The following is a 12,254-nucleotide window of genomic DNA, read 5'->3' on the forward strand; positions in this document are numbered from 1 at the left end:
CGTGACTAGTCCAACCGTCACGCTGTCAACCACGACGGTGTACCCAGAGAGTTCTGCGAGCGCATTCGAGCTCGCGTCGCAGCTTGGCTACGACGGTGTGGAGCTCATGGTGGGCATCGACCCGCTGAGCACGGACGTCGACGCCATCGCCAAGCTCAGCAAGTACCACAAGGTTCCGGTGCTGTCGATACATGCCCCGACGCTGATCATCACCCCGCAGGTGTGGGGGAGTGATCCGTGGGCGAAACTCGAGAAGTCAGCCGAGGCGGCCAAGCAACTGGGGGCTGATGTCGTCGTCGTGCACCCGCCGTTTCGCTGGCAGCGCGCATACGGCGCGAAGTTTGAGGCGGGCATTCGCCGGCTCAACCAAACCTCGGGGGTGACGTTCGCCGTCGAAAACATGTTCCCCTGGCGCTCACCTGCAGGCAAGCTGCCCATGTACCTCCCGACGTGGAACCCCACCGACCGCGACTACGACCACCTCACCCTCGATTTCTCACACGCATCGACGGCCCAGCTGCAAGCCATGGATCTCCTCCACGCATGGGGGAGCAGGCTGAAGCACGTGCACCTCACCGACGGGTGCGGCTCGTTCAAAGATGAGCACTTGCTGCCTGGCGAGGGCGACCAGAACGCGTGGGACGTCGTCGAAGAGCTCGGCCGCACGGGCTACCAGGGCCACGTTGTGGTGGAGGTGTCCACCCGTCGCGCCCGCTCGCGCCACGAGCGTGCGACGATGCTCGCCGACGTGCTCGCCAACACCCGCAAGCACCTCGAGATTGGCAAGGAGCGTCGATGATTCACGGCATGCTGCGTCGCGTGATCCGCTCGAAGCGCGTGCAACGCACGGCACTCGCATCCGGGGCGCTGGAAGAGATCGCCCGCCCCTACGTCGCCGGCGTCGTGCCGACCACCGCCGTCGAAACCGGTCTCGACCTGCGCTCCAAAGGCCTCGAGCTTGGCTACACCTACCTCCCCACGAGCGAATCGGAAGCGGAATCGCCGGCCGCGCTCGAAGAGCTGCTCGCGAACCTCGGCGATGATGCCCGCGGCGTGGAACTGTCGGTGAAGCCATCGCAGCTCGGGATCCGCACATCGATGGCCGAAGCGAGAGCCACGCTCCGCACACTTGCCGACGATGCTGCCGCCGTCGGTGCTCTCGTCACGCTGGAAATGCAGGGGGCCGCCCAGTACAGCGACACCCTCCGGCTCTGGCGCGAGGTGCACGCCGACCACCCCGACCTCGGGCTCACCTTGCCCGTCGACATCCGCCGCGCCGAGCGCGACGTCCAGGCCCTCCTCGACGATTCCCCGCGGCTCAGACTGTGCATCGGCTCGTACCCCGTGCCTCGTGCGCTCGGCTACAACAATGAGCACCTCAAATCGAAAACCCTCGTGCGCTGTCTGCGCCTCGCGATGGAAGGTGGCGCGCGCACGATGCTCGCCTCCCACGACCCTCGCATCATCGCCATCGCCCAAGAGCTCAGCCGACGCAACCCCGTCGCGGATATCGAGTTCCAGATGTTCTACGGTGTGCGCCCGCTCGAACAGCGCCGCCTAGCCGACATTGGTCAGCGTTCGCGCGTGATCTTGCCGTATGGTCCTGGCTGGTACGAGTACCTGCTCACCCGCGTCGCCCGTCGGCCGCAGACCGCCTGGGGCTACCTCCGGGCGGTGTTCGACAAACGATGACGAACACCGACGTTGCCCCGCGCGACGTGCGGCGTCGCCTCGGGGTGGAGATCGCCGTCGTATTGCTGCTCTCGCTCGGCCAGTCCGCCGTGTACGCGGGGCTATCGATCTGGGACAAGCTCACCCGCGAGGTGGCGCTCAACCAGCAGGTGACAACGATGAACACCTCGCGCACACCGGACAGGCCGTGGCTCGACTTCGCCTACCAGCTGGCCGGCACGCTGTTCCCGCTCATGCCGGTGGCCTTGGTGCTGTATCTGCTGTGGGTGTATTTCCCTCCCGACGGTGGCCCCTGCAAGGCGATGGGGTTCGACCTGCGCAAACCAGGACGCGACCTGGCGCAAGGCTTCGGTATCTTCGCCGTGATCGGCGTGGCTGGGCTCGCCTTCTACCTTTTCGCCGTCCGGGCCGGCATCAACACGCAGGTCAGCCCGGCGAACCTCACGGCACAGTGGTGGACGGTGCCGATCCTCGTCGGCCGGGCGTTGATGAACGGCATCCTCGAGGAAGTCGTGATGATCGGTTACCTCTTCACACGCTGGGCACAGCGCGGCGGGCGGATGTGGGTGATCGTCGTCATCTCGGCGCTGATTCGCGGCGGCTATCACCTCTATCAAGGCTTCGGCGGGTTCCTCGGCAATCTGGTGATGGGCCTCGCCTTCGGTTGGCTGTTCCTCAAGTTGAAGCGCGTGATGCCGCTCGTCATCGTCCATGTGCTGCTCGACCTGTTCGCATTTCTCGGTGCCGGGCTGCTCGTGTACCTCCCGTTCGCGTGAGCCAGCACGCGCTTCGGACGCCGCCGTCGACGCGGCGTCAGTCTGCGTAGACTGGCCGACATGCGTGTTGGAGTATTTGGAGCCACAGGCCAGGTAGGCAGCGTCATGCTGCGCGTGCTCGCCGAACGAGGTTTTCCCGTCGACGAGCTGCGCGCTTTCGCCTCACACCGATCCGCCGGTAAGACGGTGCAGTACGACGGTGCCGACGTTGTCGTGGAAGATGTCGCTCAGGCTGATTTCGGCGGCCTCGACGTCGCACTGTTCTCCGCGGGCGGAGGCACGTCGAAGCAATGGGCGCCGAAGGTCGCCGCGGCCGGTGCGACCGTCGTCGACAATTCCTCGGCGTGGCGACTCGACGACCGCGTGCCGCTCGTCGTCTCCGAAGTGAACCCCGACGACGTGCACCGCGCGGAGATCGGCATCATCGCCAATCCCAACTGCACGACGATGGCGGCCATGCCCGTGATGAAGCCCCTCCACGACGCGGCCGGGCTCGTGGCAATGCAGGTCACCACATTCCAGGCGGTCTCCGGCTCGGGGCTCGCCGGCGTCGACACCCTCGCACAGCAGGTAGGCATCGTCGACGACATTCGCGGCCTCACCCATGACGGCTCGCTCATGCAGCCTGGCGACCTCGGCCCGTACGTCGCGCCGATCGCGTTCAACGTGGTACCCATCGCAGGCAGCATCGTTGACGACGGGCTCGGCGAGACGGACGAGGAGAAGAAGCTGCGCAACGAGTCGCGCAAGATTCTGCACATCCCCGAACTCGCCGTCGCAGGCACGTGCGTGCGCATCCCCGTCTTCACCGGGCACTCGCTCGTGGTGCACGCACGCTTCTCCCGCGCAGTATCACCCGACGAGGCCCGCTCGGCGCTGCGCGACGCACCCGGCGTGCAGTTGGTTGACGTGCCCACTCCGCTCGCTGCGGCAGGTGGCGACGACACCCTCGTCGGGCGTATCCGTCAAGACCAGTCGCTGCCCGACGGCACCGGGCTGGTGCTGTTCCTCTCCGGCGACAACCTGCGCAAGGGTGCGGCACTCAACACGGTGCAGATCGCGGAGCTGCTGGCATGACGCTCGCGTTGATCGGCGCCGGCAACATGGGCGGCGCCTTGCTCTCAGGCTGGCTGGCGGCGGGCTGGAGCGCCAACGACATCGTCGTGGTGCAACGCTCCGAAGCTCGCACCGCAGAGGTTGAGCAGCAATTCGGCGTGCGCTGTGTGAGCCTCGACGAGGCAGCCGGCGCCGACATCATCGTTCTGGCCGTCAAGCCGTACCAATTCGACGAAGTCCTCGCGGCGCTGCGCCCGAAACCGAGTGCGCTGGTGGTCTCCGTCGCGGCTGGCGTCACGCTCGAGCAACTGCAGGCCCAACTCCCAACGGGCACCGCGTGTGTGCGCGTGATGCCAAACACCGGCGCACTGGTGGGTCAGGGCATGAGCGGCATCGTTCCAGGTGAACACTCCACCGACGAGCACGTGCAGCGCACCCAGGAGCTCTTCGGCGCGGTGGGAAAGACCATCATCACCGACGAACAGCGCCTCGACGCGCTCACCGCGCTCTCCGGTTCCGGGCCCGCCTACCTGTTCTACATCGCCGACGCGATGATCGAGGCCGGCGTACATCAAGGCCTCACCCGCGACGAGGCGACGACGCTCACCACGCAGACGTTCCTCGGCGCCGCCCAGCTGCTCGAGGAATCCGGCCGTACCGCCGTCGAACTACGGGAACAGGTGACCTCGCCCGGCGGCACTACGGCTGCCGCGCTGCGCGTGCTCGACGACCATGGCGTGCGCGCAGCCATGCTCGACGCGGTCGAGGCGTGCGCGGCCAAAGCGGCCGAGCTGGCCGAGCGGTAAAGCGCCTACCGGTCGTAGTAGATGGACGCCGTTATTAGGCTGATGCACTCTCCGCGCGTTACCATGGGGAGTCCTGTCGCGTAACCGCGGCCCGAACAAGCTGTCCAGAAAGGCTGAACGTGGGTTCTGTCATTAAGAAGCGCCGCAAGCGCATGGCCAAGAAAAAGCACCGCAAGCTGCTCAAGCGCACTCGTATCCAGCGTCGCCGCGCAGGCAAGTAACGCCGGTGGCTCCCGCAGCGCGGGTTCGGCTGCTCACCCGCTCCGGCTGTCACCTGTGTGAAGACGCCGAGCGCATTGTGCAGCGCACGTGCCGCGCGCGCGGAGCTACGTATGCACTGGTGGATGTGGATTCCGACGACGCCCTGAGGGCGGAGTTTTCGGACCACGTCCCAGTACTCATCATCGACGACGTGGTGCGCAGCTACTGGTTCGTGGATGAAGCTGCGCTCGCGAACTGGCTATAGGAGAAGGCAGTGAGTGAAGTAGGTCTAGGGTCTGTCACCTTCGTCGGATCCGGTCCGGGTGAGTTCGCTCTACTCACCTTGTTGGGGGCACGCACCCTCCACTTCGCCGACCTCGTGGTGGTCGATGCCGACGTCGACGTCGAGGAAGTGCGCCGACTCGGCGTCGGGCATGCGAGAGTCGAGCACGTTGCCGACGACGAGACGTCGCAGCTCCTGAACGCAGCCCGCGAAGGGCTGAAGGTGGTGCGCCTCGAGCGCGCCGATCACTTCTTCGACGCCAACCCGTCGAGCGCGATGTCCGACGTGGAAGCCGCCGGGGTGCGCATCAACATCATTCCCGGCATCAACCATTGGACGACGATGCTCAACTACGGCGCCATCCCCATCGATGGTAGCGCCGCGTTCCTCGATTCCACCGTGCAGGCGCCCGCCGCCGACGAGTGGCCGTCGGCGAAGACCGTCGCCGTCCACACGTCGCGCGAGCTGGTGCAGTCGGTTACCGACATCGCGCTCGAGCATTTCGACGCCTCCGACGCGGTATGCATCCTGGAAGGCGTTGGCACGACGGGGCAGCGCAGCAAGGTGGTGACGTGGGGCTCCATGCCCGACGTCGACTCCGACTACTGCTATCTCGTGACTGGCCCTTCCATCGACTCCCAGCGCGATCGTCGCACGGGATGGTTCGAGGAGAAGCCGCTGCTCGACTGGCGCGTCCTGAGCCCTCGCACGAAGGACTCGCTCGACGACCTCGGCGAGGAGCTCGCCCAGTACGGCGCCGTGTTTGAAACCATCCCGACGATGTCCATCGAGCCGCCGCGCACCGAGCAGGGCATGGAGCGCGCCATGCGTGGCCTCGTCGACGGACGATTCCTGTGGTGTGTGTTCACCTCGCCGCACGCCGTCGTCGCAGTGTGGGAACGCCTGGAAGAGTATGGCCTCGATTCACGCGCGATGTCCGGTATCTCCATCGCGGCGGTGGGGCGCGGCACGAAGGAGGCACTCCGCCGACGCGGCGTCACCGCAGATCTCACCCCCGAGGGCTCGAACACCGTCGCCGGGCTGTCCGCCGAGTTCCCCGCCTACGACGAGCTGATGGACCCGATCAACCGCGTGCTCGTGCCGAGCGCCGACGTCGCCATCGACCCGCTCGTCGAGGGCCTGACCCACCTGGGTTGGGAGGTCGAGGGCGTCACCGCCTACCGCACGGTTCGGGCGGCGCCCCCGCCGGCTGAGATCCGCGACGACATCAAGACGGGTATGTTCGACGCTGTCGTCTTCACCACCGCGTCGTCGGTGCGCAACATGATTGGCATCGCGGGTAAGCCGCACGCGGCATCCGTGATCGTCGCCGCAGGCGAGGCCACCGCTGCCGCCTGCGAGGAGCACGGTCTGCGCGTGGACGTGATCGCAGAATCGCCTACCGTCGTCGCCATCGCCGACGGGTTGGCGCGGTTTGCCGAACGCCGACGCGACAACCAGATCGCCCAGGGCGAGCCGCTGAAGAAACCGTCCGAACGCAAACGCCGTCGTCGTCGGAAGACGGTTGCATCCAAGTCATAGTCTGAGGTCATGACGAACTCGACGACGGTGCACGTGATGCGCCATGGCCAGGTGTTCAACCCCGATGGTCTGCTCTATGGGCGTTTGCCGGGCTTCGGCCTGTCGGAGCTGGGGCATCGCATGGCGAGCCGCATGGCCGAGCACTTCGCCGACGAGCCCCTCACGCACCTGCGTTGTTCCCCGCTGCAGCGCGCGAGAGAGACCATCGCGCCGTCGGCGGCGCAGCACCCCGACCTTGAGATCGTCATCGACGACCGGCTCATGGAAGCGGAGAACAAGTTCGAGGGGAGGGTGTTCGGCGACAACAACCGTGCACTGTTCGACCCGCGCATGTTCTGGCATGTGCGCAACCCGCTTCGCCCCAGCTGGGGTGAGCCCTACGTCGACATCGCTGAGCGGATGCTCGCTGCGCTGAGCGACGCGGCTCGTGCCGCCGGCGACGGTGGCACTGCGCTCGTCGTCTCGCACCAACTTCCGATTTACATCGCCCGACGCGCGGTGGAAGGCCGACCCTTCGTGCACGACCCGAGGCGCCGACGCACGACGCTGTGCTCCGTCACGACGTTCACCTTCCGCGACGAGCGCCCCGTGCGCGTCGACTACGCCGAGCACATTCCAGATCTGCTGCCGAAGAGCTCCTCGACCTCGAAGTTCCGGGTGGGCACATGAGGCGCGCAATCGCATCCGGCGTCGCTGTGCTGTTGCTGGCCGCCTGCTCATCTGCGCAGTCAGGCGAGACGCCCGGCGACGGCACCGCAGGGTTCGCCATCGGTGATGGCACCGTCACCATCTTGGAGCGAGACCAGCGCCCGGACGCACCCACGCTCGAGGGGCCGTCGCTCACGGAGGACGGCGAACGCATCTCCACCGACGACTTTGCTGGCAAGGTCGTGGTGGTGAACGTGTGGGGTTCCTGGTGCGCGCCCTGCAGGCACGAAGCACCCGAGCTCGTCGAGGCGTACGAGCGGGTAGGAGACGACGTCGAGTTCCTCGGCCTCAACACGCGCGACCTCACGACGGCGTCCGCGCAGGCGTTCGTGCGCAGCGCCGGCATCACGTACCCCAATATTTTTGATCCCGACGGCACCCTATTGCTGGGATTCGGGCAGCTACCCCCCAAAGCGATTCCATCCACCATCGTGATCGATGCCGACGGCAAGGTGGCTGCCCGGGTGATCGGCGAAGTAGACGCTAACACCCTGGTGGCCTTGGTGGGTGATGTGCAGTGATCCCGCTGGAGGGATGGGTAGCCTCGGCGCTCACCTCGTCGATGGTGCTGGCGATCCCAGTGGCGCTGCTCGCCGGGCTGGTGAGTTTCGCGTCCCCCTGCGTGCTGCCGCTCCTGCCAGGGTACTTGTCGTACGCCTCGGGCATCGCCCCTAGCCAAATCCAGAATGGTGAAGGGAAACGCCAACCCCTGGTGCTCGGCACCATCGGGTTCATCCTCGGCTTCTCCGTCGTATTTGTTGCGACGGGCACCCTCGCCGGCGGCATCGGGTCCGCGCTGATCGAACATCAGCGGACGGTGACGATCATCGTCGGTGCGCTCATCGTCGCGCTGGGTGTGGCGTTCATGGGCATCCTGCCGCTACCGAACCTGTGGCGGCCGTCGTACACGCCGACGCTGGGTGTGGCGGCCAGCCCCATCCTCGGCCTGGTGTTCGGGCTCACCTTCACACCCTGCATCGGGCCGGCGCTGTCCGTCGTCCTGACGCTCGCCTTCAACGAGGCCTCGGCCCTGCGCGGCGGCGTGCTGGCATTCGTCTACGCGCTCGGGCTCGGACTGCCGTTCCTGGTGTTCGCGCTCGCCTTCACGAAGCTCGCGCCCAGGCTGCAGTGGTTGCAGCGCCACCAGGTGCTCGTGCAGCGCATCGGCGGCGCGCTGATGGTTGCGGTGGGCCTCGCGATGCTCGTCGGATGGTGGGATGCGCTCATGGCAGGCGTGCGTCAGTGGGCTGCGAACTTCGGGACGGTGTTGTGATGCTGCAGTGGATGCGGTGGATGTGGAATCAGCTCACGAGCATGCGCACCGCGCTGATGCTGCTGTTCCTGTTGGCGCTGGCGGCCATCCCCGGCTCGATCATCCCGCAACGCCCCAGTTCGCCCATCAAGGTGCTGGAGTACCAGCGCGCCCACCCCACCTTGGACAAGGTGTGGGAGGCGCTGCACATGTACGACGTGTACTCGTCGCCGTGGTTCTCCGCCATCTACCTGCTCCTGTTCATCTCACTCATCGGTTGCATCGTCCCGCGCATCGCGAAATACGCGCGAGATCTGCGCAAACCGCCACCCAAGCTGCCCCAGCACTTGCACAAGATGCCGGTGCACGCCGTCGTCGAATCAGTGCCCGACGAGGGAATCCTCGACGAGGCGGAGCGCTGGCTGAAATCGCACCGCTATCGCGTGCGCCGCACCGACGAGGGGTTGAGCGCGGAGCGCGGGTACCTGCGTGAGTTCGGCAACCTCACGTTCCACCTGTCCCTGATCGGGGTGCTCCTCGGTCTGGCTTGGTCAAACCTCGGAGGCTTCCAAGGCAGCGTCGTCGTGGTCGAGGGACGCGGGTTCGCCAACGTCATCACGCAGTACGACGATTTCACCGCCGGCGCGTGGGTGAACACCGATGACTTGGAAGAATTCAGCCTCACCGTCGACAGCTTCCAGGCAAAGTTTGAGACGGGGCGGGTGCAGCGCGGTGCTGCGCGCGTGTTCGACGCCCACGTCACGGTGAACGAGGGCGGGCAGACCCACGAAGAGCTAATGACAGTGAACACGCCCTACCACACCAAGGGCGGCTCGCAGATCAATCTGCTCGGCCACGGGTACGCCGCCCACATGACGGTCACCGACGGTGACGGCAACGTCGCGTTCTCTGGTCCGCAGGTGTTCCTGCCGCAGGACGGCAATTTCTCCTCCGTCGGCGTCGTGAAAGCGCCCGACGCACGCCCCAAGCGCCTCGCGTTCGAAGCGATCTTCCTGCCGACGGCGGTGCTCGACGAGACGGGCCCGCACTCGGTGTTCCCCGACGCACTCGACCCCGAGATCTGGATCAATGCCTGGTACGGCGAGCCCGCGACGGAGACGGGCGTGCCCGAGTCGGTGTACACCCTCAACACGGCCGGCCTAGAGCCGGTGCTTGGTGACAACGACGAACGCCTGCGCGCCCGGATGAAGCCGGGCTCCGGGTTCACGCTCCCGGACAACTTGGGCACCGTGCAATTCGACGGCTACTCTCGGTGGGTGAAGCTGCAGATCAGCCAGACGCCGGGCAACCCCCTCGCGCTCGCGTCGGTGCTGATCGGCATCGGAGGGCTCACCCTCAGCCTGTTCGTGAAGCCCAGGCGCATGTTCGTGCGGTTGCGCGACGACGACGTCACCGTCGGTGGCCTCGACCGGAGCAACACCGCCACGGGCCTTGAGGATGAGGTCTCCGAGCTCGCCGCAGCCCTGAACGGGGGGAAGGAATAAGGTGTCGCGATACTCTGACTTGGCGATGGTGGCCGCCGCCGTTGCATACGTCGTCGCATTCTTCCTGCACACGGCTGAGTGGGTGTTTGCCCGTGGGCTCACCAGCGAACGAGCGGTGGATGGTTCGGAAGACTCCAAGCGCCTCAACGTCGACTTGTACGGACGCCTCGCAGTGGCTGCGACGGTGGTGGGCTGGCTGCTGAACACGGTGGGCGTGGTGCTACGCGGAGTCGCGGCGTCGCGAGCTCCTTGGGGCAACATGTACGAGTTCGTCACCTCCGCGATCGCCATTTTGGGTTTGCTGTACCTCCTGTCGCTGTGGCGCTGGGGCACCCGCTGGCTCGGTATCGGTGTGACATTCATCGCTGCACTCATGCTGGGGCTGGCGGTCACCGTGTTCTACGTCGACGTCGCGCCCCTCGTGCCGGCGCTCCACTCGGTGTGGTTCATCATTCACATCGTCGCGGCCGTCATCGCTGCCGCTGGATTCAACATCGCCGCCGTCGCGAGCGCGCTATTCCTGGTGCGGCACTCCGCCGAAGCCCGCGCCCAAAGAAACGGCACCGAGCTCACCGGCTACCTGGCGCGGATCCCGTCGTTGAAGAAGCTCGAAACGTTCGCCCACCGCATGACGGCATTCTCGTTTCCCATCTGGACGTTTACTATCGTCGCCGGGTCCATCTGGGCGCAGTATGCCTGGTCGCGGTTTTGGAATTGGGATCCGAAGGAAACCTGGAGCTTCATCACCTGGGTGGTCTACGCCGGCTACCTCCACGCCTCGCTCACCGCTGGCTGGCGTGGTCGCCCTGCTGCGGTGCTGTGCCTGATCGGTGTGGCCACCTTCTGGTTCAACTTTGTGGGCGTGAATCTGCTGTTCAGCGGCATGCATTCCTACGCCGGGATTTGATCGATGGCGGTCCATAATGAGCGGATCGACGATCTGATCCAGCTCTACGAAGAGCAGCGCCCCCGCCTCTACCGGTTGGCACAGTTGCTCGGAGCGGGCACCGAGGCGGGCTCCATCGTGCGTGCCGCATTCCGCTCGCTGCACCGTCGTAGCAAGCGCCTCATCGACCCGCAGGAGCGTGTGGAGTACCTCACCGAACAGGTGATACACCTCGCACGCACCGCATCTGGGGAGGGCGTCGATATTCCTGATCCCGACGACGGCCGCTACCTACCGCTCATCGAGCGCCTGCGTAGGCAGAGCGCTGCGTCGGCCGAGATCCTCGTGGTGAGCCACTTCATGACCATGTTCGGTCCGGAGCTCTCACGCGTCATGCGGCTCACAGTGCACCGCAGCAACCAGCGGCTCGAGAGTGCGCTCGAGGAGCTCGCGAGTGAGGAGGGCGAGCAGATCAACGCGCTGTCTGCCGATCTCACTGCAGCGCTGCGCTCCATCGCGAGCCAGATCAAGGTTCCTCCCGCCAAGCCTCTCGCGCCGACGCTGCAGGAGGCGACGTCGCCTGAGCGTGGTAGCGTGCGCGGTCAGTTGGTGGCCGTCGCGAGCATCGTGGCGCTCGCTCTGGGTTCGATTGTGGCGGTCGGCACCCAACGGGAGCCGGCGGCAGTCCCTGACCCTGTGGTGTCGTCGCCCGTCGAGAGCCTGACGCCCACCACGCAGGCGGCCGTGCAAGCCGTCGTGCGCAGCGCACCGATCTACTACGTGGGGCGCACCGACGGCAAGCTCTACCGGGAGTATCGCGACTTGCCGTCGACGTCGAGCCTGTCGCGAACCGGTATCGAATCGCTCACCACGCTCGTGCCACTCGACCCCGACTATGTGTCGTTGTGGACGGGCAAGTACCAAGGATCGAAACTGCACAACGGTGTGCTGACCGTCGATCTCAGCGCCGACGCGTACTCGAGCATCGAGCCCGCCAAACAGGAGGCTGCGATCGAGCAAATGGTGTACACCATGTCGGAGCTGTTGGAACGGCCCGGCCTCGTCGTGCAGTTCCAAGCCGACGGATCTCCCGCCCCCGCACCGTTCAACAAGCCGCAAGGCTACCGTCGCCATGGGCTTGGCCCGATGCCGGGGTTGTGGATCACCTCGCCCAGGAACCAGGACGTGACGCCCGCAGGCACGCTCTCCATCCAGGGCACGGTGAGGCCCGAATATGGTGCTCCGACGGTGACGCTCGTCCACACCGAGACGCAAGAGGTCGTTTCCAGCAGCATCGCGCAAACGGGCCTCGCGAAAAACGACGAGGGCTGGCTCATCTGGTCGGTGATGCTGTCGATCAGCGAACCCGGCACCTATGAAGTGAGGGCCGCGGCCACCGCGCGTGGCATCAATGTGGCGGGGCAGCCCAACAGCGTGTCTGAAACAAAGCTGGTGCGGGTCTCTGAATAGCGCACTCGCCGGTGCGCTATGTGGCTCATCGTATTTGAGGGTGTAATCGGGGTCTGAATCCGCCGGTTTCGAGGAGG

The 12,254-nt window shown here is 66.0% G+C and carries 14 protein-coding genes; all 14 read left to right on the forward strand.

The features are described from left to right. Position 1 precedes the first annotated feature (1 nt). The 14 genes from Q0X68_RS05570 (at position 2) to Q0X68_RS05635 (ending at position 12,177) form a co-directional block, all read left to right on the forward strand. The gene (locus tag Q0X68_RS05570; RefSeq protein WP_297748737.1) at positions 2–799 is read left to right on the forward strand and encodes a sugar phosphate isomerase/epimerase; all 798 of its coding nucleotides are present in this window, start codon (positions 2–4) and stop codon (positions 797–799) included. Further along, positions 796–1,692, forward strand: coding sequence for a hypothetical protein (locus Q0X68_RS05575; RefSeq protein ID WP_297748739.1), 897 nt, complete (start codon positions 796–798; stop codon positions 1,690–1,692). Before Q0X68_RS05570 ends, Q0X68_RS05575 begins: the two co-directional genes overlap by 4 nt. Next, entirely contained in the window at positions 1,689–2,468 is a 780-nt protein-coding gene (locus tag Q0X68_RS05580) for a CPBP family intramembrane glutamic endopeptidase (RefSeq protein WP_297748742.1), read from the forward strand. The genes Q0X68_RS05575 and Q0X68_RS05580 overlap by 4 nt, the downstream gene beginning before the upstream one ends. A gap of 51 nt (positions 2,469–2,519) precedes the next feature. Beyond that, positions 2,520–3,545, forward strand: coding sequence for an aspartate-semialdehyde dehydrogenase (locus Q0X68_RS05585; protein ID WP_297748780.1), 1,026 nt, complete (start codon positions 2,520–2,522; stop codon positions 3,543–3,545). Next, positions 3,542–4,330: a pyrroline-5-carboxylate reductase gene (gene proC, locus Q0X68_RS05590; RefSeq protein WP_297748745.1), complete on the forward strand. Its 789-nt coding sequence runs from the start codon at positions 3,542–3,544 to the stop codon at positions 4,328–4,330. The genes Q0X68_RS05585 and proC overlap by 4 nt, the downstream gene beginning before the upstream one ends. A gap of 119 nt (positions 4,331–4,449) precedes the next feature. Next, a complete protein-coding gene (locus Q0X68_RS05595; RefSeq protein WP_042842924.1) occupies positions 4,450–4,551 on the forward strand; it encodes a 30S ribosomal protein bS22 in 102 nt (33 codons plus the stop codon). Between the two features lie 5 nt (positions 4,552–4,556). Then, complete coding sequence (locus Q0X68_RS05600) at positions 4,557–4,796, forward strand: glutaredoxin family protein (RefSeq protein WP_297748748.1); 240 nt, start codon at positions 4,557–4,559, stop codon at positions 4,794–4,796. 9 nt (positions 4,797–4,805) lie between these two features. Beyond that, a complete protein-coding gene (locus Q0X68_RS05605; RefSeq protein ID WP_297748751.1) occupies positions 4,806–6,356 on the forward strand; it encodes a uroporphyrinogen-III synthase in 1,551 nt (516 codons plus the stop codon). Between the two features lie 9 nt (positions 6,357–6,365). Then, entirely contained in the window at positions 6,366–7,025 is a 660-nt protein-coding gene (locus Q0X68_RS05610) for a histidine phosphatase family protein (RefSeq protein WP_297748754.1), read from the forward strand. Beyond that, entirely contained in the window at positions 7,022–7,585 is a 564-nt protein-coding gene (locus Q0X68_RS05615; protein ID WP_297748757.1) for a TlpA disulfide reductase family protein, read from the forward strand. The genes Q0X68_RS05610 and Q0X68_RS05615 overlap by 4 nt, the downstream gene beginning before the upstream one ends. Positions 7,586–7,626: 41 nt before the next feature. Further along, positions 7,627–8,337, forward strand: a complete 711-nt coding sequence (locus Q0X68_RS05620) for a cytochrome c biogenesis CcdA family protein (RefSeq protein WP_297748783.1) — start codon at positions 7,627–7,629, stop codon at positions 8,335–8,337. Next, positions 8,337–9,821, forward strand: coding sequence for a cytochrome c biogenesis protein ResB (locus tag Q0X68_RS05625; RefSeq protein ID WP_297748760.1), 1,485 nt, complete (start codon positions 8,337–8,339; stop codon positions 9,819–9,821). The genes Q0X68_RS05620 and Q0X68_RS05625 overlap by 1 nt, the downstream gene beginning before the upstream one ends. A gap of 25 nt (positions 9,822–9,846) precedes the next feature. Further along, complete coding sequence (gene ccsB, locus Q0X68_RS05630) at positions 9,847–10,728, forward strand: c-type cytochrome biogenesis protein CcsB (RefSeq protein WP_297748786.1); 882 nt, start codon at positions 9,847–9,849, stop codon at positions 10,726–10,728. Between the two features lie 3 nt (positions 10,729–10,731). Then, complete coding sequence (locus tag Q0X68_RS05635; protein WP_297748762.1) at positions 10,732–12,177, forward strand: GerMN domain-containing protein; 1,446 nt, start codon at positions 10,732–10,734, stop codon at positions 12,175–12,177. Positions 12,178–12,254 lie beyond the last annotated feature (77 nt).

The sequence above is a fragment of the uncultured Tessaracoccus sp. genome (genome assembly GCF_947286155.1).
Lineage (GTDB): Bacteria > Actinomycetota > Actinomycetes > Propionibacteriales > Propionibacteriaceae > Arachnia.

Excerpts from the sequence above, each read along its gene's own strand:
- ccsB (WP_297748786.1), top strand. The coding sequence starts at position 9,847 with ATGGTGGCCGCCGCCGTTGCATACGTCGTCGCATTCTTCCTGCACACG.
- Q0X68_RS05620 (WP_297748783.1), top strand. The coding sequence starts at position 7,627 with ATGGTGCTGGCGATCCCAGTGGCGCTGCTCGCCGGGCTGGTGAGTTTC.
- Q0X68_RS05610 (WP_297748754.1), top strand. The coding sequence starts at position 6,366 with ATGACGAACTCGACGACGGTGCACGTGATGCGCCATGGCCAGGTGTTC.
- Q0X68_RS05615 (WP_297748757.1), top strand. The coding sequence starts at position 7,022 with ATGAGGCGCGCAATCGCATCCGGCGTCGCTGTGCTGTTGCTGGCCGCC.
- Q0X68_RS05575 (WP_297748739.1), top strand. The coding sequence starts at position 796 with ATGATTCACGGCATGCTGCGTCGCGTGATCCGCTCGAAGCGCGTGCAA.
- Q0X68_RS05580 (WP_297748742.1), top strand. The coding sequence starts at position 1,689 with ATGACGAACACCGACGTTGCCCCGCGCGACGTGCGGCGTCGCCTCGGG.
- proC (WP_297748745.1), top strand. The coding sequence starts at position 3,542 with ATGACGCTCGCGTTGATCGGCGCCGGCAACATGGGCGGCGCCTTGCTC.
- Q0X68_RS05625 (WP_297748760.1), top strand. The coding sequence starts at position 8,337 with ATGCTGCAGTGGATGCGGTGGATGTGGAATCAGCTCACGAGCATGCGC.
- Q0X68_RS05635 (WP_297748762.1), top strand. The coding sequence starts at position 10,732 with ATGGCGGTCCATAATGAGCGGATCGACGATCTGATCCAGCTCTACGAA.